This is a genomic window from Actinomadura sp. KC06 (assembly GCF_004348735.1).
Classification (GTDB): domain Bacteria; phylum Actinomycetota; class Actinomycetes; order Streptosporangiales; family Streptosporangiaceae; genus Spirillospora.
In genome coordinates, this window is record NZ_SMKT01000077.1 from 1 (window position 1) to 23,133 (window position 23,133).

Consider the following 23,133-nt stretch of genomic DNA (forward strand, 5'->3'; position numbering starts at 1 on the left):
CCGCCCCGGGCGTCTCCGACTAATCCCCAGGAATCGGGAATTATTGGGGGAAAGTTCTAGGAGGCCGAGGTGGGCGAGGACACCGTGCGGCGCGGCGCCCGTACCGCGATCCCGATACTCCTGGTCATGCTGCTGTCCCTGCTCCTGCCCGGCTGCCGGGCGATGGAGGACGTGGGGTCCGGGGACGTCCCGCCGCCCGCGACCGAGACCGCCGCCACCAAGAACGCCAAGCCCAGCGGACGGCGGCCCGGCGTCGTCAACATCGAGACCGAGCAGTCGCTGAACGGCACCCGCGCCGCCGGGACGGGCATCGTGCTCGACCCGTCCGGGCTCGTCCTGACCAACAACCACGTCATCCAGGGCGCCACCGAGATCAAGGGCACCGACACCGACAACCGCCGCGCCTACGCCGCACAGGTCGTCGGGTACGACCGGACGGGCGATATCGCGGTGATCCGGCTGACCGGCGCGTCCCGGCTCAAGGCGGCGGTGTTCGCGTCCGCGGCAAACGTGGCGGTCGGCGACACGGTCACCGCCGTCGGGAACGCGGGCGGCAAGGGCGGCACGCCCACCGTCGTCACCGGCAAGGTCACCGCGCTGGAGCAGTCGGTCACCGCGCGTGACGACACCAACGGCACGTCCGAGCGGCTGAGCGGGCTGATCGAGACGAGCGCCCCGATCAAGCCGGGCGACTCGGGCGGGCCGCTGCTGAACACCGCCGGGAAGGTCATCGGGATCAACACCGCCGCGTCCGCCGGGTTGACGATGGACGGGTCCCAGCCGAGGAAGAACCACCGCGGGTACGCGATCCCGTCCGACCGGGCCCTGGCGGTGGCCGGGCAGATCCGGCGCGGCGAGTCGTCGTCCACCGTGCACATCGGCCCGACGGCCATGCTCGGCGTGAAGGTCCGCTCCAACGGCGACTCCCCCGGCGCCCTCGTCGCGGAGGTCGTCCCGGGCGCGCCCGCCGAGGCCGCGGGCGTCCCGGTCGGCGCCGCCATCGTGCGGCTGGGCGGGCAGGCCGTCGACTCGTCCACGGCGCTGACGGCGCTCGTTCTCGCGCATCGTCCCGGCGACGTCGTCCGCGTGGAATGGACCACCCCGCAGGGCGCCCTCATGGCCGCCACGATCCGGTTGGCGGAAGGCCCGCCCCAATGACGTCCGCGCACGTGCGAGAGTTGGGGGTGTTCAGCCGAGCAGGAGGATGAGTGCGATGAGCCGCAGGGCGCCCGCCGACGACTTCGACGACGCGAGTCTCGACGTTTCCAAGCCGAAGGAGTGGGCGGCGGGAGTGCCGGGGGTCACGGCCGCGCTGCGCCAGTCGTACGAGCAGATGGGCGTGCGGCGCACCGCGCTGACGCTGCTGCGCGTCAACCAGAAGAAGGGCTTCGACTGCCCGGGCTGCGCGTGGCCCGAGGGCGACCACCGGCACGTCGCCGAGTTCTGCGAGAACGGGGCGAAGGCCGTCGCGGAGGAGGCCACCACGCGGCGGATCACCCGCGAGTTCTTCGCCGAGCACAGCGTGTCGGACCTGGCGGAGCGGTCCGACCACTGGCTCGGGCAGCAGGGGCGGCTGACCGAGCCGATGCTGAAGCGCGCCGGGTCCGAGCACTACGAGCCGGTGCCGTGGGACGAGGCGTTCCGGCTGCTGGCGTCCGAGCTGACCGCCCTCGCCTCGCCGGACGAGGCCGTCTTCTACACCTCCGGCCGGACGAGCAACGAGGCCGCGTTCGCCTACCAGCTGTTCGCCCGCGCCTTCGGGACGAACAACCTCCCCGACTGCAGCAACATGTGCCACGAGTCGTCCGGGTCGGCGCTGAGCGAGACGATCGGCATCGGGAAGGGCTCGGTGCTGCTGGACGACCTCTACCAGGCTGATCTCATCTTCGTCGTCGGGCAGAACCCGGGCACGAACCATCCGCGGATGCTGTCCGCGCTGGAACGGGCCAAAAAGGAGGGCGCGCGGATCGTCGCGGTGAACCCGCTGCCCGAGGCGGGGCTGATGCGGTTCAAGAACCCGCAGCGCGCGTCCGGCGTCACCGGGCGGGGCACGGCCCTCGCCGACCGGTTCCTGCAGATCCGGCTGAACGGCGACCTGGCGCTGTTCCAGGCCCTCAACCGGATGCTCCTCGAATCGGACGCGCCCGGCGCCGTCGACCGCGAATTCCTGGCCGCGCACACCCACGGGTTCGCGGAGTTCGAGAAGCACGTCCTCGGCCTGGACTGGGACGACGTGCTGGAGGCCACCGGCCTGACGCGCGCGGAGATCGCGGCGGTGCTGGGCGACGTCCTCGGCGCGCAGAAGATCATCGTCTGCTGGGCGATGGGCCTGACGCAGCACCGCAACTCGGTCCCGACGATCCGCGAGGTCGTCAACTTCCTGCTGCTGCGCGGCAACGTCGGCCGTCCCGGCGCGGGCGTCTGCCCGGTGCGCGGCCACTCCAACGTCCAGGGCGACCGGACGATGGGCATCTGGGAGAAGCCGAAGCCCGAGTTCCTGGACGCGCTCGCCGCCGAGTTCGGGTTCGAGCCGCCGCGCGAGCACGGCCTCGACACCGTGGACGCGATCCGCGCCATGCGGGACGGCCGCGCGAAGGTGTTCCTCGGGATGGGCGGCAACTTCGTCCGGGCGACGCCCGACTCCGCGGTGACCGAGGCGGCGCTGCGGAGCTGCCGGCTGACCGCGCAGGTGTCCACCAAGCTGAACCGCTCGCATGCCGTCGCGGGCGAGACGGCGCTGATCCTGCCGACGCTGGGCCGCACCGAACGCGACGTCCAGGAGTCGGGGCCGCAGTTCGTCTCCGTCGAGGACTCGATGGGCATGGTGCACGCCTCCCGGGGCCGGCTGGCCCCGGCGTCCCCGCACCTGCTGTCGGAGGTGTCGATCGTCTGCCGCCTCGCGCGGGCCGTGCTGCCCGGCTCGGCCATCGGCTGGGACGCGATGGAGCGCGACTACGACGTCATCCGCGACCACGTCTCCCGGGTCGTTCCGGGCTTCGAGCGCTACAACGCCCGCGTCCGCGAATCGGGCGGTTTCACGCTCCCCCATGCGCCGCGCGACGAGCGCAGGTTCCCGACCGCGACGGGCAAGGCCAACCTGACGGTGAACGAGCTGGAGGTCCTGCGGGTCCCGGAGGGGCGGCTGCTGCTGCAGACCGTCCGGAGCCACGACCAGTACAACACCACGATCTACGGCCTGGACGACCGCTACCGGGGCATCAAGGCCGGGCGCCGCGTCGTCTTCGTCAGCCCGTCCGACCTGGCCGCCCTCGGCCTGGACGACGGCGCGACGGTCGACCTCGTCTCGGAATGGGCCGACGGTGTGGAGCGGCGAGCGCCGTCGTTCCGCATCGTGTCGTACCCGACGGCGCGGGGCTGCGCGGCGGCGTACTTCCCGGAGACGAACGTCCTCGTGCCGCTCGACAGCACCGCCGAGATCAGCAACACCCCGACGTCCAAGTCGATCATCGTCCGGCTGGAGCGTCCGGAGCCGCCGGCGGGCTAGGCTCTGGGCATGACGAACCTCCCCGAGCCCGCCGGAACCCCCGGCACGCCGGAGATGCGCGCCGGCGACGCGGACCGCGAGCGGGTCGCGCAGGTGCTGCGCGAGGCGGCCGGCGACGGGCGGCTGACCCTGGCGGAGCTCGACGAGCGGCTGGACGCCGTCTACGCGGCCAAGACGTACGGGGACCTGGAGCCGATCACCCGCGACCTGCCCTCGCCCGGAACGGCGGCGCCCCCGGTGCCGGCCGCGGGGGCCGGGACGGACTGGCGCCCGCTGGAGGGCGCGCCGACGTGGAAGACCGGGATCGCCATCATGAGCGGGTTCAACCGGACGGGCGTGTGGAACGTGCCCCGCAGGTTCCGGGTGTTCGCGTTCTGGGGCGGCGGCAAGATCGACCTGCGCGAGGCGCGGTTCGAGGAACCGGTGACGACGATCCGCGCGTTCGCGATCATGGGCGGGTTCGAGCTGATCGTCCCGGACGACATCACCGTGCACGTCAAGGGGCTCGGGATCATGGGCGGGTTCGACAACCGGGCCAGCGGCCCCGGCGCGCCGGGCTCGCCGACGGTCGTCGTCAAGGGCCTGGCGTTCTGGGGCGGCGTCGGCGTGAAGCGCCGCAGGTCGAGCAGGCAGAAGCGGCGCGAGAAGGAACTGAAACGCTCCCAGGACGACTGACGGCCGCGCTCAGCGCGCTCCCGTGAACCGCTTCCACGGACGCGCCCGCTCGTAGGCGGCGCACGCGGCCATGACCAGCGCGTCGGCGTGGCGGGCGCCGACGACCTGGAGGCCGATGGGCAGCCCGCCGGACGTGAAGCCGCACGGCAGGCTCGCCGCGGGCTGCTGCGTCATGTTGAACGGGTAGGTGAACGGCGTCCAGCTCGTCCAGCGGCGGGACGCCGACCCCGGCGGGACCTCGACGCCCGCCTCGAACGCGGCGATCGGCATCGTCGGGGTGAGCAGCAGGTCGTACCGCTCGTGGAACAGGCCCATGAGGCGGCCGAGGTCCATGCGGCGGGCCGTGGCGGTGAGGTACTCGACGGCCGAGTACCGTGCGCCCTGCTCGCAGATCTCCCGCAGGCCGGGGTCGAGCCGCGCGCGGGCCTCCGGCGAGAGCCTCTCCACGACCTTGGCGGCGCCCGCGAACCACAGCACCTCGAACTCCTCGACCGGGTCGGCGAAGCCGGGGTCGGCCTGCTCGACCTTCGCGCCGAGCTCGGCGAACGCCTCGGCGGCGGCCGCGACGGACGCCGCGATCTCCGGGTCGACCTCCGCGAACCCGAGGTCGGGGCTGAACGCGACGCGCAGGCCGGTCAGGTCGTCCGGGCCTGGCTCGCTGAACACGACGTCCGGCGGCGGCAGCGCCGACCAGTCGCGGCCGTCGGCGCCGCAGACCGCGTCGAGCAGCAGCGCCGCGTCCGCGACCGTGTTGGTCATGGGGCCGGTGTGCGCGAGCGTCCCGAACGCGCTCGCCGGGTAGTGCGGGATGCGGCCGTAGGTCGGCTTGATCGTGAAGGTGCCGGTGAACGAGGCGGGGATGCGGACCGAGCCGCCGCCGTCCGTGCCGAGCGCGAGCGGCGCCATGCCCGCCGCGACGGCCGCCGCCGCGCCGCCGGACGACCCGCCGGGCGTGCGGGAGGTGTCCCACGGGTTGCGGGTGACGCCGTCGACCGGGTTGTCGGTCACGCCCTTCCACGCGAACTCCGGCGTGGTCGTCTTGCCGACGAACACCGCGCCCTGCTCGCGGAGGCGGGCGACGGCCGGGGAGTCCTCGTCCCAGGGGCCGGACGGGTCGGCGGTCGCGGAGCCGCGCAGCGTCGGCCAGCCGCGGGTGAGCAGGATGTCCTTGATCGAGACGGGCACTCCGTCCAGCGGGCCGAGCGGCGCGCCGCGCCGCCTGCGATCGGCGGCGGCGCGGGCCATGTCGAGCGTGGTCTCCGCGTCGACCAGGCAGAACGCGTTGAGTTCCGGGTCGTCCCGCTCGATCCGGGCGAGGACGGCCTCGGCGGCCTCGACCGGCGAGAGCGTCCCGGCCTCGTACGCCCCGATCAGTTCGGTCGCGGTCAGGTCGGCCGCGTCGGTCATGGCTGCCCCCTCTGCTCGGACCCGGATGAGGAACCGACGTAGCCGAGCCGCTTGTCCACGACGTTGCGGAGCGGGCGGCCCGCCACGTAGCGGCCGAGGTTGTCGGCGAACAGCCGGACCAGCTCGTCGCGCCAGCCGGCCACGTCGCCCGACATGTGCGGCGACACGATCACGTTCGGCATGGCCCAGAGCGGCGACGACGGCGGGAGCGGCTCGTCCTCGAACACGTCGAGCGCCGCGCCCGCGATGCGCTTGTCGCGCAGCGCCTTGACCAGGTCGGCCTCGGCCACCAGCGCGCCGCGGCCCACGTTGACCAGCCGCGCGGACGGGCGCATCCGGTCCAGCGCCGCGGCGTCGATCATGCCGCGGGTCTGCGGCGTGAGCGGCGCGGCCAGCACGACGTAGTCGGCGGCGGCGAGCGCCTCGTCCAGCCGCTCCATCGGATGGACGCGGCCGAGGTCGGGATCGGCGTCGCGGGCGGTGCGGCCGACCCCGGAGACCGCGAGGCCCGCGGCCGACAGGCGGCGGCCGATCGCGCGGCCGATCGGCCCGGTGCCGACGACCAGGGCGCGGGCGCCCGTGATCCCCTCGGTCTCGCGGTGCCGCCAGCGCCGCTCCCCCTGCAGCCGGACGGTCGTGTGCAGGTCCTTGGCGAACGCGAGCACCAGCCCGAGGACGTACTCTGCGATGGGCTCGTCGAAGATGCCGCGCGAGTTGGTGATGACGGCGTCGCCCTCGATCAGGCCGGGGAACATCAGGCGTTCGACGCCGGCGCTGGCGATGTGGACCCAGCCCGGCCCGCCGCCGGACGGCCCGCCCCCGGAAGGCCAGGCGCCCGCGACGGCGTCCGAGAGGAAGTCCCACATGAAGAAGACGTCCGCGCCGGGAAGGGCCTCGGCGAGCTCCGGCTCGCCGACGTACCGGACGCGGGCGAGGCGCTCCACGGCGTCCATGCCGCGGGGCATGACGTCCCCCGTCAGCACCACCACTTCGGGCGGCCCGGCGGGTGCGGGCGGGACATGCTCCATCTGCGCCACATCCAGGGAGAGCAGGGTTTACGCGAAGGCAACACGGGGAGGCATTGACACGCTAGGAACAGTTCGTAGGATTGTCAACAATCAGCGTGGTGCACCGCGGTCCCGGTCACCGCACTGAGACGTGTGCTGCAAGACCGTCGCAACCCGCTGCCCATGCAAGGCCAGGACGGATCCCAGAGCGCTCTAACAGCTCCCCAGGGAGCCAAACACGGAGAGTCCTTTCGGGTGGCGACGCCTTCGCCCACCCCTGTGCACGGGGAGGTCCAGCATGCCCAAGCTCATGACCATCACACTGGAGCGCCGCGGCGTCTCGTGCGTCGCGGAACTGCTGGAGAAGGACGCGCCGCGGACTTGCGAGGCGGTGTGGCGCGCCCTCCCCCTCGGCGGGGACGCCTACCACGCCAAGTACGCCCGCAACGAGGTGTACACGATGGTCGAGCGGTTCTCCGAGGAAGAGGTCGGCCTGGAGAACCCCACCGTCACCCCCATCCCGGGCGACGTCGTCTACTTCTCGTTCGCCGGCGGCATGCTCGACCGGCGGTTCAAGGAGGAGAAGAACATCCACGCTCTGCCCGGCGTCATCGACCTCGCGATCTTCTACGGCCGCAACAACCTGCTGTTGAACGGGGACGTCGGCTGGGTCCCCGGCAACGTGTACGCGACGATCGTCGACGGCCTGGATCAGATGGCGGAGGCGTGCAACGACGTCTGGCGATCCGGTGGAGTCGGCGAGCGCCTGGTATACAGCCGTGGCGAGTCTTAGAGCGGTGGCCTCGCAGATGACATTCGACCCCACGCTGGTCGTCGGCCCCGAGCTGCTCGCCCAGCACGGCATCGGCGTGGTCGCGCCCTTCGACTTCGCGCTCGACCGCGAGCTGTGGCGGTGGACGCCCGACGACGTGTCGCTCTACATGACCCGGCTGCCGTACGTGCCCGTGCCGGTCACGGTCGAGATGGCGCACGCGCTGTCGGACCAGTCGATCGTCCGGCAGGCCACGCGGGACGTGCTGGCGCCCGAGCCGCTCGCCGTCGCCTACGCCTGCGCCTCGGGCAGCTTCATCGGCGGCAAGGCGGGCGAGCTGCAGCTGCACCAGTCGATGCTGTCGGCCGGCGCGCCGGTCTCGACGACGACGTCCGGCGCGCTGGTGGAGTCGCTGGCGCTGCTGAATGTCCGCCGGATCGCGGTCGTCACGCCGTACATCGACGCGGTCACCGAGCGGCTGGTGTCGTTCCTCAATGAGTACGGGATCGAGGTCGTGTCGTCCGTCGGGATGGGGCTGCTCAGCCACATCTGGAAGGTCGGGTACGGCGAGATCGTGTCGGCGGTGTCGGCGGTGGACGGCCCGGAGGCCGACGCGGTCTACATCAGCTGCACGAACGTGCCGACCTACGACATCATCGCGCCGCTGGAACAGATGATCGGCAAGCCGGTCCTCACCGCCAACCAGGTCACGATGTGCACGGCGCTGCGCGCGATGGGCCGCTCCGCGGCCGGTCCGGGGCAGTCGCTGGTGCAGCTGGCACCGTCCACGGCGGCCTGATCGCCATGAGCGTTAGGATTGCTGACTCCATGCACCAGAACGGGTTGAGCGCCGGGTTCCTGTACCCCGGCTACAGCGCCGAGGACGACTACCCCGCCATCGAGCGCGCCCTGGGCGGCGTGCGCCTGCCGGTCGTGCACACGCTGATGCGCGAGGACGCCCACCGCGTCGACGCGCTGCTGGACATCGGCGGCGCCGACGTCCTCGGCGACGGCGCCCGCGCGCTGCGCGGCCTGGGCGTCCAGGCGGCGGTGTGGGCCTGCACCAGCGGGAGCTTCGTGTTCGGCTGGGACGGCGCCGAACGGCAGGTCCAGGGCGTCGCCGAGGCGGCGGGCGTGCCGGCGTCCAGCACGTCGTTCGCGTTCGTGAACGCGGCGCGCGCGCTCGGCCTGACCAGGGTCGCGGTCGCCGCGACCTACCCGTCCGACGTGGCCGAGCGGTTCGTCGCGTTCCTCGGCCACGCCGGCGTCGAGGTGGTGGCGCTGTCCTGCCGGGGCATCATCACCGCCGCCGAGGTCGGCACCCTCGGCCGCGACGAGGTGCTCGCGTTCGTGGCGGCCAACGACCATCCGGACGCCGAGGCGGTGCTGGTGCCCGACACCGCGCTGCACACCGTGTCCTGGCTCGACGAGCTCGAGGCGCGGATCGGCAAGCCGGTGCTGACCGCCAACCAGGTGAGCGTGTGGGAGGGGCTGCGGCTCGCGTCCGGCCCCGGGGGGATCCCGCCGCGCACCGGGCTGGGCCGGCTGTTCGCCGCGCCCGCCGCCCTCTCCAACGTTCCCGCCGGCGCCGCCGGGCCGGCCTCCGAGCGGGGACGAGATACCTGGCAGCTATGACGAAAGGGGCCCGGCGCATGGGCCGTTTGGGTGAGCTGGAACCTGTCCCCCGCAAGTCGACCGTCGAGATCGTCTCGGACGAGCTGCGCGCGGCGATCATGTACGGGTCGCTGGAGCCCGGCGCGCAGCTCGGCGAGGCCGAGCTGGCCGGGCGGCTCGGCATCAGCCGCGGCCCGCTGCGCGAGGCGATGCAGCGGCTCGTCCAGGAGGGCCTGCTGGTCAGCGAGCCGCACCGCGGGCTGTTCGTGATCACGCTGGACGAGGGCGACGTGGAGGACGTCTACCTCGCCCGGCTCGCGATCGAGCGCGAGGCCTGCCAGCTGATCATGGAGCGGAACCGGGGGGAGGCGGTGGCCCGGCTCACCGACGCGCTGGACGCGCTGGTCGACGCGGCGAGCGAGCGCGACCGGGTGGCGATGAGCGACGCCGACCAGGCGTTCCACGAGGTGCTCGTCAGCTCGTCGGGCAGCCCCCGGCTGGAGCGGATGGCGCACACCCTGCTGGTCGAGACCCGCATGTGCCTGAACGCGCTGCAGGACACCTATCCGGAGCCGTCCGAGCTGGTCGAGGAGCACCGCAGGCTGGTCGACGCGATCGGCGACGGCGAGGAGGAGCGGCTGCTGACCCTCATCGAGGAGCACATGACCGACTCCATCGACCGGCTCCGCGTGTCCTAGGCGCCCGCGCTTTACATCGTGGCCGGAGGCCACCTACATTGCAGATTGTCGACAATCTACCGGACGGACCGGAGGACGCATGGCAACGCTGTCACCCCTGCTCAAGCAGGCCACACCCGTCCTGGCCGAGCGAGGCGAGGGCGTCTACCTGTACGACACCGACGGCCGCCGCCATCTGGACTTCACCGCGGGCATCGGCGTCACCAACACCGGCCACTGCCACCCGCGCGTGGTCGAGGCCGCGCAGAAGCAGGTCGGGACGCTGATCCACGGTCAGTACACGACCGTGATGCACGAGCCGCTGCTGCGGCTCACCGAGGCGCTCGGCGAGGTGCTGCCCGAGGGCCTGGACTCGCTCTTCTACCTCAACAGCGGCAGCGAGGCCGTCGAGGCGTCCATCCGGCTGGCCAGGCACGCCACCGGGCGGCAGAACATCGTCGTCTTCCACGGCTCGTTCCACGGCCGGACGATGGGCGCCGCCGCGCTCACCACGGCGGGCACGAAGTTCCGCGCCGGGATCGGCCCGCTGATGCCGGGCGCCGCGATCGCGCCGTTCCCGCAGGCGTACCGGTACGGGTGGTCCGAGGACGAGGCGACCCGCTTCGCGCTCCGCGAACTCGACTACCTGCTCGTCACCGCCAGCCCCGCCTCCGACACGGCCGCCTTCGTCGTGGAACCCGTGCTCGGCGAGGGCGGCTACATCCCGGCGCCGCCCGCGTTCCTGGAGGGCCTGCGCGAGCGCGCCGACCGGCACGGCATCCTGCTGATCATGGACGAGGTGCAGACCGGGTTCGGCCGGACGGGCCGGTTCTGGGGCCACCAGCACGCGGCCGCGCGTCCCGACATCCTGGTCACGGCCAAGGGCCTGGCCAGCGGGTTCCCGCTGTCGGCGATCGCCGCGCCGACCGCGCTGATGGAGAAGGCGCGGCCCGGCTCGCAGGGCGGCACCTACGGCGGCAACGCGGTCGCCTGCGCCGCCGCGCTCGCGACGCTGCGGGTCGTCCAGGACGAGGACCTCCCCGGCAACGCGGCCCGGCAGGGCGCCCGGCTGGCCGACGGCCTGCGTAAGGTCGCCGCCGACCATCCGGCGATCGGGGACGTGCGCGGGCTCGGGCTGATGCAGGCCAGCGAGTTCACCACCCCGGACGGTGAGCCCGACGCCGAGACGGCGCAGCGGGCGCACAAGGCCGCCGCCGACCGCGGGCTCCTGCTGCTGACCTGCGGCGCGTACGGCAACGTCGTCCGGATGATCCCGGCGCTGATCGTCACCGAGGCGCAGATCGACGACGGGCTCGCCCTGTGGTCGGCCGCGGTGGCGGACGCCGTCGGCTGACCCCGCCCTGAGAGGGCTCAGGCCTGTGCGACGGCGCCTTCCTTGAGGAGGGTCTCGGCGTCGTCGAAGCCGAGGTCGTCCAGGACGGCGCGCGTCTGGCCGCCGGGCAGGACGGGAACGCCGTCCGTCCCGGCCCGGGTGCGGGAGAAGCGCGGGGCTGGTGCGGGCTGGCGCCGGCCCCCCAAAGCGGGGAACACGTCGCGGGAGGTGTTCCACGGGTGCCCGGCCGCCTCGGTCATCGACAGGACGGGCGCCACGCAGGCGTCGCTCGGGACGAAGACCTCCGTCCATTCGTCGCGGGTCCTCGTCCGGAACACGGCGGCGAAGCGGTCGCGGAGGACGGGCCAGCCCGCGCGGTCGTGCTGGGTGGGCAGGTCCTCGCCGTCGAGGCCGATGAGGCGGAGGAACTCGGCGTAGAACTGGGGCTCGATGGCGCCGACGGCCATGTGCCGTCCGTCGGACGTCTCGTACACGTCGTACCAGGGGGCGCCGGTGTCGAGCATGTTGACGCCGCGCCGGTCCTCCCAGAGGCCGCCGGCGAGGAAGCCGTGGATGAACGTGGACAGGTGCGCGGCGCCGTCCACGATGGCGGCGTCGACGACCTGCCCGCGCCCGCTGGTCCTCGACTCCAGGAGCGCCGACAGGACGCCCACGACGAGGTACATGCTGCCGCCCGCGAAGTCGCCGAGCAGGTTCATCGGGACCTGCGGCGGGCCGCCCGCGCGGCCGATGGCGTGCAGGGCGCCGGTGATGGCGATGTAGGCGACGTCGTGCCCGGCGGTCGGCGCGAGCGGGCCCTCCTGCCCCCAGCCGGTCATGCGCCCGTAGACGAGCCGCGGGTTGCGGGCGAGGCAGTCGTCCGGGCCGATGCCGAGCCGCTCGGTGACGCCGGGCCGGAACCCTTCGAGGAGGACGTCGGACTTCTCGACCAGGCGGAGCACGACGTCCCTGCCGCGGTCGCTCTTGAGGTCGATCGCGATGGAGCGCTTGCCGCGGTTGGTGAAGTCGGTGCCGCCGGCGGTCTCGCCGTCCCGGACGGCGGACGCGCGGTCCACCCGGATGACGTCGGCGCCGAGGTCGGCCAGCAGCATCGCGGCGAACGGCCCGGGACCGATCCCGGCCAGCTCGATCACCCGCACTCCGGAGAGGGGCCCGTTGCCCATCAGCGACTCCCTGAATCTCGTTCGGCCTCCCAGTGTGCCCGATCCGGGTAAGTGCGTCCTGACCCGGGTCGCGCTTCGGCGGGTCGGGTTCAGCGGGCGGTGAGGGTGACCGGGGCGGGCCGGGCGCCGGGCGCGACGAGGAGGCGCTTCCTGGTGGTCGACCGGTCGACGCCTTCGGCGTGCGGGACGAGGCCGCGTCCGGCGGCGGCCAGGTAGTACCAGCGGCCGGACGGCGCCCGCCACCAGGTTCCGCTGACCGGACGGCGGGCGTCGCACGTCCCCGTGGCCTTGTCCTTCGCGCCGTCCTTGTCGCCGAGCAGCGTCGCGCCGGCGGTCGCGCCTCCGCCGATCTGGGTGAGGCGGGTGCACACCCAGTCGGCGTGCTTCCCGCCGTGCGGCACGGTCCCCGACCAGAAGTTCCACGCCATCGCCTCGGAGACCGGCTGGGACGGCTCCGTCCGGCAGGCGAGGCGGTTCCAGAGCTTCTGGCCTTCCGAGCCGAGCCGGGCGGGACGCTCCGTCCGCGCAGGGCGGTAGTCGGGCGAATGGTAGGCGAGGACGGTGGCGCGCGGGCCGCCGAGATCGCCGACCGTGCGCTCGCCGACGTGGAAGAGCGGGCCCCGGCCGCAGCCGGTCCCGGCGCGGGCGGGGGCGGTCACGCCGGAGGACGTCGCGAGCCGCTCCCCCGCGAGGGTCTCGGGGCTCGCGTCCCAGGGGGCGAGGAGGTAGCGGCCGCCGCCGAGCGCGATCGGGGCGGACGGGTCGTCCCCCGCGGTCGCGACGTCGAGGCTGCCGTGCGTGTACCGGGCGAGCTGGTCACCGAGCCGCAGCACGGCGAGAGGCGCGCCGTCGACGCGGCCCGCATAGAGGAGCTGCGCGGTTCCGCCGGGCCGCCGATCCGCGGGCGCGGCCTCCCACGCGGCGGAGGCGCGCCCGGTGAACGCGCGGTCGCGGACGAGGTCGCCGCGGGCCGGCCAGGCGTCGAGGGTGCGGCTGCGCGTCCAGGCGTCCGGCGCGGCGGAGGCGAGGCGAGGCGCGCGGGGCGCCGGCTCGTCGCCGTCGTCGGTCATCACCAGGGCGGCGACCAGCGCGGCCGTGAGGACGGCGGCGGTGACGAGCGGCGCCGCCGAGCGGGTCCGGACGGGCCGGAGCGCGGACTCGAAGCGCCCGGAGCGCCGCGCGGACGGCGGCGGGACGGCGTCCGCGGCCCGGATCACCGGCCACGGGTCGCGGACGCGCAGCTCGATCAGCTGGTCCCGGACGGCGTACCGGGGCAGCCCCTCCATGTGGCGCAGCACGTAGGCGACCCGGACGTGCGGATCGAGCCTGGCCAGCATCGCGGTCAGTGCGGGGTCGGGCAGCTGCGCGGGCAGCGCGCGGAGCCACGGCCCGAGGCCGATCCGGAGCCGCCGGGACGGGCGCAGCGCCCGGCGCAGCACGCGGGTGCGGCGGCGGGCCAGCCCGGCGGGCGAGCGGTCCCGGCCTCCGCGCGCGGTGCCGTCCACGATCCGGCGCGCGATCGCCAGCCGGTAGACGCGCTTTCCCTTCCCCGGAAGAACGAAATACGCCATCCGGACAAGGTCGCCATATGCCGATTTCGTCGTCGGCGTTTCCGTCCGCGGATTCGCCAGCACATCTTCAGTCACGGCAGGCCGCTCCTTCTGGGCCGTTCCTTCGTAGCGAAGCTAGAGGCTAAGCCGGGCGACAACGCACCCGAACCGGAATTGGGAAAATGATTAATCGGCCCATTGAAATGGCGTTCGAGTTTCTCGGGGGGCGCGGCGGCGGCCGCGGCGCCCGGCGCACCGTTCGCGCGAGAGTCACCGCGCCCGTTTCGTCCCCGTACTACGCTGTTGGCCTCCGGGGAACCTCCCCGGCCCCCGGCACATCGAAAGATCGCGCCCCCGCCGCGCCCCGGACGAGCACAACGGAGAAGGACGTCCCGACCCATGACCCCCCACCTATGAGCGAGGACGTTCCGGGCTACCGGGTGCTGGAGCAGGTCGGCGAGGGCGGCTTCAGCGTCGTGTACCGCGCGCACCAGGAGCACCTCGACCGGATGGTCGCGCTGAAGGTCCTGTCGATCGGGTCCGTGGACGACGCGGCGATGCGGCGCTTCCAGCGGGAGAGCAAGATCACCGGCCGGCTGTCCGGCCATCCCAACATCGTGACCGTGCTGGACACCGGCACCACCCGCTCCGGCCGCCCGTACATCGCGATGGAGTACTTCGAGCACGGCGCGCTCACCGACCGGCTCGCGCGCGAGGGGCCCCTGCCGGTCGCGGACGTGCTGCGCATCGGGGTGAAGATGGCGGGCGCGCTCGCCGCCACCCACGAGACCGACGTCCTGCACCGCGACGTCAAGCCGCAGAACGTGCTGCTGTCGCGGTACGGGGAGCCCGCGCTCGCCGACTTCGGCATCGCGCGCCTGGTCGACAGCTTCGACGCCACCCACACGCAGGCGTTCACGCCGCACCACGCCGCGCCTGAGGTGCTGGAGGGGCGGCCGCCGGGCGTCGGCGCCGACATCTACTCGCTCGGCTCGACCCTGTACCAGCTCCTCGCCGACCGGCCCGCGTTCAAGGGCCCGCCCGGCGAGGGCATCGCGCTGCTGATGCTGCGGATCCTGAACGACCCGCCGCCGCCGATCCCCCGGCCGGACGTCCCGCCGCAGGTCGCGGACGTCATCGCCCGCGCGATGGCGAAGACGCCCGAGCAGCGGTTCGCGACCGCCGTCGAGTTCGCGCAGGCGCTCCAGCGGGTGCAGGGAGAGCTGGGGCTGCCGGTCACGGACGTCGCGCACAGCAGCGGATCGGCGCTGCCCGCGCCGCGTCCGGACGGCGGCGGTGGCGGCACCGGGTCGCCGTCCTCGGGGTTCTCGTCGTCCGGTTCCCGGTCGGGGCCGCGGCTGTCGTTCCCGGACGCGTCCGGGCCGCCGCTCGTCCCCGAGTGGGCGCCGACCGCGCTGGGCCCGGCCACCCCGCCCACCGCGCCGCGGCGCCCGGAACCGGCCGCGCCCGCGCCGCCGTCGCCGTGGCATCCCGACGCGACCCCGCCGCACACGCCGGACGCGCTCCTCCCGCAGGACGTCCCCCCGCCGCGGCAGAGCGGCGACCCGTGGGCGACCGGCGGCCGCACGACCCCGCACACCACGCCGCACGCGAACCCGCAGCAGCTCACCCATGCCCAGCCGGGCGACGGGCCCCGCCGCGGCCTCATCGTGGCGGCGGGCGTCGCGCTCGTCGGCGGGCTCGCCCTCGGCATCGGTGCGCTCGCCCTGACCGGCGGCGGGGAGGAGCAGGACCCGGCCGCGAGCTCGCCGGAGCCGTCCTCCCCGGCCCCGCAGGGGCAGGCCACGGGCGTCCCAGCGGAGCCGATCACGGCCGCGCAGCTCGCCGCGGCCCGCCCCCGCAAGCTGATCGCCAGGCCCGTCGGGCGGACGGCCGCGCTCATCTGGACGCTGCCCCCGGCGGCGCGGGAGCTGCCGCTGCTCGTCCAGCAGCAGCCCGCGGGCACGAGCCCGATCGTCGCGGTCAAGGCCGGGGCCCGGTCGGCGACCGTGCCGGGCCTGCGGCCGAAGACCGCCTACTGCTTCAAGGTCGGCGCGGTGCTGCGCCTCAACGACGGCAAGGCGCCGGACGTGGCCTGGTCCGCTCCCGCGTGCGTCAACAAGGCGAAGAAGAGGGCCTAGCCGGTCGGCGGGCCTAGCCGGTCGGCTGCAGGTAACCGGCGGGCTCGCACTTCCAGACGGGGAGCCCGGCGAAGCTCTTCCAGTCGCCGGGCGTGTTGACCAGATAGCCGATGACGTACCCGGTCTTTCCCCCGAAGGTGATGTTGGCGTACATGTCACCGGCGAGGGCGTCGTTCCTCTTGTAGTACTTGCCCTTCTCCTGGCAGTTCACGACGACCATCTGGCCGTTGTTGTCGTTCATGGTGGCGACGGTCGTGCCGCCGTTGGCGTCCGGAATGTCCCTGACATAGCCGTTGGAGTTCTCGTTGCGCTCCACCGGATACTGGGTCTTCGGACCGGTCAGTCTCGCCTGGCGGGTCGCGCCCGGTCCCGTTCCGGCGCCGTTCACGGCGGCGACGGTGAAGGTGTAGGGGCCGTTCGTCCAGATCTCGCCGAGGGTCGCGGACGTGGCCGAGACCGTCCGGCTGCCCTTGACCGGGCCGTCCCAGGTGAGCTTGTACGTGGTGCCGTCCGCGCCGGGCGGGGCCGTCCACGAGAGCCTCGCCCCGGACGCGGTGGCCTGCGCCGCGAGGCCGGTCGGCGCGCCCGGCGTCACGCACGGCCGGACGGGATCGCTGGGCGCGGAGACCGCTTCGCGCGTCCGCCCGCGGGCGTCCTTGTAGCGGACGGCCACGCGGAACCGGTACTCGCGGCCGCATTCGCCGCCCGCCACCGTGAACGTGAACGGGCCCGCGCCCGCACCGATCGCCTCCGGGGCGGCCGACAGCCCGGACGGGACGTCCTTCAGCAGGTAACCGATGATCCCTTCGCCCTGCGAGGGCTGGAAGTCGACGCGCATCGTCCCCGAGCCGGGCGTGACCGACACGTTGGACGGCGCGCTCGGCGGCTCCCCCGGACGCGGCGGCGACGTGGGCGGCTGCTGCCTGCGAGGCGGCGGGGCGTCCCCGTCGCCGGGCAGCGGGATCGTGCTGCGCTCCGGTCCGCCCGCGACCCTGTCCTTGTACTTGTCGATGCCCTTGTGCGCGCCCTGCCGGTCGATGACGACGGCGCGGGGACCGGACGGGTCGTTCGCCCAGAGCAGCCCGTCGCGGACGAACACGTCCAGCGTGGACGGCCGTCCCGTCACCGGGATCGGGCGCTGGAAGCGGTTCGAGGCCGAGTCGTACACGATCAGCGCCCCGGCCGTCTCGTCCGGGATGTAGACCTTCGCGCCGAGCATCTGCGGGGGCCGGTACCGGTGCTTCGGCATGGCGAGCCGCGTGCTGGAGTACCGCCCGGTGTCGGTGTCGACGGTCACCAGCGACCCTGTTCCGGGCACCAGCAGCGGGACGGTCTTGCCCTCGGTGTGCGCGGGGGCGAGCACGCCGCCGCGCCCGGCCTCCCGGACGGTCGTCGGCAGGCTGACCGTGAGCCGCGCTCCGGACGACTTCACGACGGTCGCGGTCGCGGCGGTGGAGTCGGTGACGACGGGGTCGCCGGCGGCGATCGTCAGCGCCAGGCTGTCGCCGGGCGCGCCGACCTTCACGGGCGGCTGGAGCGTTCCGTCCCTGAACGCCGACACCTCGCCCTTCTGCGACACCGGGACCCACAGCGTGCCCTGCGCGTCGATCCCGGCCTGCCCGAGGATCGGCGGCAGCGCGGCGGACGCGCCGACCGGGGCCAGCCCGACCGGGTCGATCTGCTGCACGACGCCCTTGACGGAGTCGACCGTGTACGCCTTGCCCGAGCCCGCGAGGACCTGGATGCCCCTGACGAGCGGGCGGCTCTGGGAGATGTTCAGCTGGGACGGGTCGAGCCGGCTGACCACGCCGGTGTCCAGGTCGATGAGCAGCACGGTGGCGCCGTCCTGGACGATCTTGATGTTGTGGCCGCGCATCTGCGGGATCACGCCGGTCTTGCCGTCCACCTTGCCCGCCGGGCCGTTGACGTGGACGACGAGGCCCTTGCTCCGCGCGCTCAGCCAGGCGCCGACGTCCGCGATGCGGTATTTGGCGCTCGCGACGCCGACCCCGTACACGGCGGCGGCGATCCCGAGCACGCCGACCAGCCCGACCGCGACCTGCCCCGTCAGCCGGTCACGCCGGAACAGCATCCCCACGCCCGCCACCCGCACGTTTCCGATCACCCTCCCCGTCGACGGGACAAGGTAGCGGATCATGAACGCGAATATCGGCGTTTCCCCAGATAAGGGGCATGTGTCAGGTGTCGCGAAGCGTGGCGGCGTACGTCTCCGGGGTGATGTTCCGCCCTGACAGGATCACCACGAGACGTCCGGTGACCTGGACTTTTCCGGCGAGGACGGCGGCGGCTCCGGCCGCGCCACCGCCCTCGGCGACGAGGCCGTGCTCGTGGAACAGCCAGCGCATCGCCGTCCGGATCTGGTCATCGGTGACGGAGGTCAGCTCGGCGTCCCGGCCGATGACCTGCGGCGTCACGCAGCCGGGCTCGAGGTTGCCGGGCAGGGCGTCGGCGAACGACTCGCCGACCTCGACCTCGACGACCCGTCCGGCCGCCACCGAGGCGGACACGCCGCGCGACACGGCCGACTCCACGCCGACGAGCCGCACGTCCCCGCGTTCGCGCGCCCACAGGCTGAGCCCGGCGAGGAACCCGCCGCCGCCGACCGGCACCACGACCGTGAGCGGCCCGTCCGCCTGCCGGTCGAGCTCCCGCCCGAGGGTGCCCTGCCCCGCGATGACCGCCGGGTCGTTGTAGGGCGAGACGTAGTGGCCGGGCAGGGAGAGCGCGTGGGCCTCGGCCTCCTCGTACGTCGTCCCATGCTGGACGAGCCGTACCGGGTACGCGCCGATCTTGTCGACCTTCACCTGCGAGGCCCGAGTCGACACGACCACGGTGACGTCCGCGCCGGATTTGGCGGCCGCGTAGCCCATGCCGAGGCCGTGGTTGCCCGCGCTCGCCGTGACGGCCGGGACGCCGTCCGGCAGCGCCGCCAGGGCCGCGAGCGCGCCCCGGGCTTTGAACGCGCCGGTCGGCTGGAACGTCTCCAGCTTCAGCCTCGCGCCGGGCCCGAGGCCGGAGGACGGCACCAGCGGCGTCGGCGCGAGCTCGGCGGAGACGACACGCCAGGCGCGGTCGAGGTCGTCCGGTCCGGGCGGGCGGACGGCGCGCACGCTCAAGCCCGCTCCCCCGGCGGCGCCTCGTCGAGCCGCTCGTGCAGGCGCTGGCGGACCTCCTCCGGCGTGTAGGCGCGGCGGCGCCGCTCCGCCCGGACGATCACCGCCCCGGTCGCCGCGACGCCGAGAACTCCGGCCAGCCCCAGCGCCTTCCACAACCCCAGCGTTTTCACCCATCGCATCCGGCTACGGTATCGATCATGCCTGGTACGAGCATCTCCCTCGACGAGGCCGCCGACCTGACCCGCACCGGGGACGTGTGGCTGTTCCGCGGCCGGACGGTCGCGGACCGCGCCATCCAGATGACGACGAACAGCCCCGTCAACCACGTCGGGATGTCGCTGGTCATCGACGACCTGCCGCCGCTGATGTGGCACGCCGAGCTGGGCCGGTCCCTGCGGGACATGTGGACGGGCGGGCACCACCGCGGCGCGCAGCTGCACGACCTGCGCGACGCCGTCCTGGCCTGGGGGAACCGGTACGGGCAGCGGGCGTGGCTGCGGCAGCTCGATCCGCCGCCGTCCCGGGCGATGGAGGACGCGGCGCTGCGGGCCGTGGCGCGGCTGGACGGCACCCCGTTCCCGTCGACCTCCAGGCTGGCGACTCGGTGGCTGCGCGGACGGGTGCCGATCCGGCGCCCGGCCGAGCGGGACGCGAATCTGGAGACGGCGTTCTGCGCCGAGATCGTCGCGGTGACGTACCAGTCGATGGGGCTGCTGCCGAAGGGCCGCCGCCCGAACTGGTTCGATCCCGGCCGGTTCTGGAGCGGCGACGACCTGGAGCTGGAGACGGGCGCCGTCCTCAGCGGCGAGATCGCCGTCAGCGTCCCTTCGTCGTGACGTCCCGGCGGTCTTTCAGGGATCGCGGGTGGAGGCGGCGGCGGAACCGGCGGAGGCGTCCGGCCCTGGCGGTGACGAGGCGTCCGAGCTCGTCGGTGTGCCGCCAGGCCCGGTCGGCCGCGTCCGGGCCTGGGTGGGACTCTGCGAAACGGCTGCGGTTGACGAGGTCGGCGAGCGGGCCCAGGTGCCCGTGGGCGTCGTCGCCGACGCTGGACGCGCCGAACCGCGCGACCTCGTGCGCGGTCAGCGTGCGGGCCGTGGACAGGCCGACGTCCGCGAGGTGGTCGAGCGCCTGGTGCCAGGCTCCGGTGATGCGGGCGGCGGGCGTCCCCGCCCGGCGGCGGCGCTTGCGCAAGGCGGGGGCCAACAGGACCGCGAACACGTAGCCGATGAGCAGGACGGCCACCGCGACCGACGCGAGCAACCACCACGGCGTGGGCTCGCTGTCGGCGGCAACCGGCTTCTCAGGCGTCTTCTGCGTCGTGTTGCCCGGGCCTGGACCGCGCTGCTGCGACGCTGCGTTCTTCTGCGCCTGCTCCAGCTTCTGCTCCGTCTCCCCCGCCGCGACCGCGTCGTTCTTGTTGGAGCGGCGCGCGTTGTCGGGGAGCGGGTTGAAGCGGATCCAGCCGAGCCGGTCGAACTTGACCTCGGGCCACGCCATCACGTCCCCGGAACGCACCTGGACGGTGCCGCCCACACGATTCCCGCCGTCGAAGCCCACCACGACACGGGACGGCAGGCCGAGCGTCCGGGCGAGCAGCGCGTAGGCGGTCGCGAAATGCTCGGGCGTGCCGCGCCTGCCCTCGCCCAGGAAGTAGTCGAGCTGCCGGTAGCTGTGGCCTGGCGGCGCGGTCACGTCGTACCTGGCGTACCGCTTGAGGTACTCCGCGAGCATCGCGGCCTTCTGGATCGGCGACACCGCGCCCTGCGTCGCCCCTTCCGCGAACTTGCGGAACTCGGCGATCTGGACGGGCGGCTCCTTCGCGCCGGGCCCCCACGCCAGCTCCCGCGCGGCCTTCGCCTCGGCGTCGGCGGCGACGGCGGCGTCCGCGAGGTCGTCGGCCGTCCATTCGGGCACGACCGACTCGACCCGGTACGTCTGGCCGGGACGCAGCGGCTGCGCGGCGGCCAGCGCGCCGCTGTCCGGGTCGACGACGACCGGGAGCCCGTCGACCTGCCGGGGACGGTCCGCGGCGGGCACCCACACGCCGGGCAGGTCGCGGATCGTGATCCGCTGCGCGACCTCGTGCTTCCTGCCCGGCCGCGGCCCCTCCGGCACGCGCCGCCCGGTCGGGACGAACCGCGCGGTGGACGACCACGTCACCCCGTCGAACCTGTCCAGGACGGCGAGCCGCGCGATCTCGTTCCGCTGCGCCTCGACGGTGAACATGACCTGGTCCGGGCTCAGCAGCCAGCCGCCGACGCGGTCGAGCGGGCTGACGCTGTCGCGCTGCTGCGGCGGCGGGGCCGCCACCTGCTCGCGCGGGTTGTACGGTTCCGCGCTCACCGGGACGACCGGCCCGGCCGCGAACGCCAGCCCGCCGAGCACACCGGCGGCGGGAACCCCGACGACGAGCGGCCGCCAAGCGACCCGCGCACCGGCCACGTCGGCCCGAACGAGCGCCAGCACCGCGATGAGGACCACGGTCGCGGCGGCGAGCGGCACGTTGGAGCCGGGCCCGTCCACGCCGAGCAGCAGCGCGACCGCCCACACGGCGAGGGCGGGGAGGCACGGGACGGCGCGCAGCGAGGTCCGCAGCGCGAGCTCGGCGGACGCGAACGCCGCCAGCCACACCACCACGTTCACCAGGACGAGCAACTCGGGCTTGGCCGGGGCGGGAAGCAGCGTGGTCAGGATCGACTTCCACGAGCCGAGCACCCCTTCGCGGAGCGCCTGCGGGAGCGTCCCGTCGCTGAGCGCGGGGCGCAGGACGGTGACCGCGACCGCGCCCGCCCACGCGACCACCGTCAGCACCAGCGAGATCCACAGCGGCCAAGGCCCCTTGTCCTTGCGCGGGCCCGAGAGCAGCGCGCACAGCACGGTCGGGACGGACGCCGCCACGGCCACGACCGGCAGCACGGGACCGAACCCGAAGACCCGCTGGAACGACAGGCCCGCGACGGCGACCAGGCAGGCCGTCACGACGAGCGAGACGTACCGGGTCACCGGACGCTCCCCAGCCTCCGCCACGCCTCCGCCAGCCCGTCCAGGTCGCCGAAGTCGATCAGATGGACGCCGGGCGGCGCGGACGCGGGCTCCGGCGGCCTGACCCGCAGCACCACGATCCGGTCGAACCGGCTCCGGACGGCCGCGATCCGCCCCAGCTCCGCCGCCCTCGACGTGACGACGACGAGCGATCCGCCCGCGCGCACACGGCGCACCGCGTCCACGATCGACTGCGGCCCGTCCTGCGTCGCGACGGCGGTGAGCCGGTCGAGGACGGCCTCCATGTCGTCGGGACCGCCTCGCGTGTCGGCGATCGGCCCGTTGCCGGTCAGGATCCGGACCGGGAAGTTCGCCGCCGCCGCGCCCGCCGCGACCGACGCCGCCGCGTCCACGGCCAGCTCGAAGTCGTCGGGCTCCGGCCACGACTCAGGCCGCGCCTCCAGCACGATCGTCGTCGTGGGCAGGCTCGCGTCCACGAGCTGGCGGACCATGAGCGTGCCCGTCCGCGCCGACGACTTCCAGTGGATGTGGCGCATCTCGTCGCCGATCACGTACTCGCGCAGCGCGTGGAACGTCGCCGTCCCGGCCGGGGACCTGTCGCTCGTCGGGCCCTCCAGGTGGTACGCGCGGCCGGACGGCAGCAGCGGCAGCCGCACCGTCCGCGGCCGGACGAGCAGCACCTGCGGCGCGCCGTACTCGCGGACCCGCCGGGCCAGCCGCAGCGGATCGGCCCGTACCAGCCGCAGCGGCCCCACGGGGATCTCCCCGCGCCGCTCCGTCGGCAACCGGTACGTCACCGACCGCGTCCCGCCGGACCGCAGGCGCGGGACGTCCACCGCGACGGACGTCGCCCCGGCCGCGTCGTGCGCACTGAGCCCTCGCGCGCCGCGCCCCTTGTTCGTCACGTGCAGGACGCCCACGGCCGGTTCGCCGCGCTCCACCTTCGTCGGCGCGATCTCCCGGCGGACGTCCAGCTTCGGCTGCGGCAGCGTCCACAGCGCGGCGGCCGCCACCGCGACGAGCCCGGCCACCGCGAGCATCGCGGGCTCCGGGTACCCGAGCCACCAGCCCGCCGCGTACAGCAGCGCCGACACGGCCGCCGTCCCCCATCCGAGCGGCGTCAGCACC

At 73.9% G+C, this 23,133-nt stretch carries 19 protein-coding genes; 10 read left to right on the forward strand and 9 right to left on the reverse strand.

The window, feature by feature from the left end; all coding sequences use genetic code 11:
* Positions 1–69: 69 nt before the first annotated feature.
* The 3 genes from E1287_RS23730 to E1287_RS23740 are packed head-to-tail and all read left to right on the forward strand — an operon-like array spanning position 70 to position 4,180.
* Positions 70–1,158 carry a trypsin-like peptidase domain-containing protein gene (locus E1287_RS23730; protein ID WP_243719377.1) on the forward strand — a complete coding sequence of 363 codons (1,089 nt, stop codon included), beginning with the start codon at positions 70–72 and terminating at the stop codon, positions 1,156–1,158.
* Between the two features lie 55 nt (positions 1,159–1,213).
* A complete protein-coding gene (locus E1287_RS23735) occupies positions 1,214–3,505 on the forward strand; it encodes an FdhF/YdeP family oxidoreductase (protein WP_131967258.1) in 2,292 nt (763 codons plus the stop codon).
* 9 nt (positions 3,506–3,514) lie between these two features.
* Complete coding sequence (locus tag E1287_RS23740; RefSeq protein WP_243719379.1) at positions 3,515–4,180, forward strand: DUF1707 domain-containing protein; 666 nt, start codon at positions 3,515–3,517, stop codon at positions 4,178–4,180.
* A 9-nt stretch (positions 4,181–4,189) separates the two neighbouring features.
* Here the strand turns inward: E1287_RS23740 and E1287_RS23745 are convergent, their stop codons facing one another.
* Both E1287_RS23745 and E1287_RS23750 read right to left on the reverse strand, forming a co-directional pair.
* A complete protein-coding gene (locus E1287_RS23745) occupies positions 4,190–5,587 on the reverse strand; it encodes an amidase (RefSeq protein ID WP_131967259.1) in 1,398 nt (465 codons plus the stop codon).
* Positions 5,584–6,615, reverse strand: coding sequence for a D-2-hydroxyacid dehydrogenase (locus tag E1287_RS23750; RefSeq protein ID WP_131967260.1), 1,032 nt, complete (start codon positions 6,613–6,615; stop codon positions 5,584–5,586). The genes E1287_RS23745 and E1287_RS23750 overlap by 4 nt, the downstream gene beginning before the upstream one ends.
* Before the next feature lie 289 nt (positions 6,616–6,904).
* Between E1287_RS23750 and E1287_RS23755 the strand changes: the two genes are divergently transcribed.
* The 5 genes from E1287_RS23755 (at position 6,905) to E1287_RS23775 (ending at position 11,011) form a co-directional block, all read left to right on the forward strand.
* Entirely contained in the window at positions 6,905–7,387 is a 483-nt protein-coding gene (locus tag E1287_RS23755) for a DUF3830 family protein (protein ID WP_207934409.1), read from the forward strand.
* A 16-nt stretch (positions 7,388–7,403) separates the two neighbouring features.
* Positions 7,404–8,165, forward strand: coding sequence for an Asp/Glu racemase (locus E1287_RS23760; protein ID WP_131967262.1), 762 nt, complete (start codon positions 7,404–7,406; stop codon positions 8,163–8,165).
* A 29-nt stretch (positions 8,166–8,194) separates the two neighbouring features.
* A complete protein-coding gene (locus E1287_RS23765) occupies positions 8,195–9,001 on the forward strand; it encodes a maleate cis-trans isomerase (RefSeq protein WP_165969155.1) in 807 nt (268 codons plus the stop codon).
* A gap of 17 nt (positions 9,002–9,018) precedes the next feature.
* Complete coding sequence (locus tag E1287_RS23770; protein ID WP_131967263.1) at positions 9,019–9,678, forward strand: GntR family transcriptional regulator; 660 nt, start codon at positions 9,019–9,021, stop codon at positions 9,676–9,678.
* Between the two features lie 79 nt (positions 9,679–9,757).
* Complete coding sequence (locus E1287_RS23775; protein ID WP_131967264.1) at positions 9,758–11,011, forward strand: aminotransferase class III-fold pyridoxal phosphate-dependent enzyme; 1,254 nt, start codon at positions 9,758–9,760, stop codon at positions 11,009–11,011.
* 17 nt (positions 11,012–11,028) lie between these two features.
* On the opposite strand, the gene E1287_RS23780 is transcribed toward E1287_RS23775, so the two are convergent.
* Both E1287_RS23780 and E1287_RS23785 read right to left on the reverse strand, forming a co-directional pair.
* Entirely contained in the window at positions 11,029–12,174 is a 1,146-nt protein-coding gene (locus tag E1287_RS23780) for a CaiB/BaiF CoA-transferase family protein (protein ID WP_131967265.1), read from the reverse strand.
* Between the two features lie 89 nt (positions 12,175–12,263).
* Positions 12,264–13,745 (reverse strand): hypothetical protein, encoded by a 1,482-nt coding sequence (locus E1287_RS23785; protein WP_131967266.1) that lies wholly within the window; start codon positions 13,743–13,745, stop codon positions 12,264–12,266.
* 392 nt (positions 13,746–14,137) lie between these two features.
* Between E1287_RS23785 and E1287_RS23790 the strand changes: the two genes are divergently transcribed.
* Entirely contained in the window at positions 14,138–15,865 is a 1,728-nt protein-coding gene (locus E1287_RS23790; protein WP_165969156.1) for a serine/threonine-protein kinase, read from the forward strand.
* A gap of 13 nt (positions 15,866–15,878) precedes the next feature.
* Here the strand turns inward: E1287_RS23790 and E1287_RS23795 are convergent, their stop codons facing one another.
* The 3 genes from E1287_RS23795 to E1287_RS23805 are packed head-to-tail and all read right to left on the reverse strand — an operon-like array spanning position 15,879 to position 19,181.
* Positions 15,879–18,023: a fibronectin type III domain-containing protein gene (locus E1287_RS23795; protein WP_131967268.1), complete on the reverse strand. Its 2,145-nt coding sequence runs from the start codon at positions 18,021–18,023 to the stop codon at positions 15,879–15,881.
* 40 nt (positions 18,024–18,063) lie between these two features.
* On the reverse strand, positions 18,064–18,996 hold the full coding sequence (locus E1287_RS23800) for a pyridoxal-phosphate dependent enzyme (RefSeq protein WP_243719386.1): 933 nt from the start codon (positions 18,994–18,996) through the stop codon (positions 18,064–18,066).
* 2 nt (positions 18,997–18,998) lie between these two features.
* A complete protein-coding gene (locus tag E1287_RS23805) occupies positions 18,999–19,181 on the reverse strand; it encodes a hypothetical protein (RefSeq protein ID WP_131967270.1) in 183 nt (60 codons plus the stop codon).
* A gap of 18 nt (positions 19,182–19,199) precedes the next feature.
* Between E1287_RS23805 and E1287_RS23810 the strand changes: the two genes are divergently transcribed.
* Positions 19,200–19,838, forward strand: coding sequence for a hypothetical protein (locus tag E1287_RS23810; RefSeq protein ID WP_131967271.1), 639 nt, complete (start codon positions 19,200–19,202; stop codon positions 19,836–19,838).
* Here the strand turns inward: E1287_RS23810 and E1287_RS23815 are convergent.
* Together E1287_RS23815 and E1287_RS23820 are read right to left on the reverse strand one after the other, a co-directional pair.
* Positions 19,819–22,005 carry a DUF3488 and transglutaminase-like domain-containing protein gene (locus E1287_RS23815; protein ID WP_131967272.1) on the reverse strand — a complete coding sequence of 729 codons (2,187 nt, stop codon included), beginning with the start codon at positions 22,003–22,005 and terminating at the stop codon, positions 19,819–19,821. The two genes, E1287_RS23810 and E1287_RS23815, sit on opposite strands and share 20 nt — an antisense overlap.
* Positions 22,002–23,132, reverse strand: a complete 1,131-nt coding sequence (locus E1287_RS23820) for a DUF58 domain-containing protein (protein ID WP_207934408.1) — start codon at positions 23,130–23,132, stop codon at positions 22,002–22,004. The genes E1287_RS23815 and E1287_RS23820 overlap by 4 nt, the downstream gene beginning before the upstream one ends.
* Between the last annotated feature and the right edge of the window lies 1 nt (position 23,133).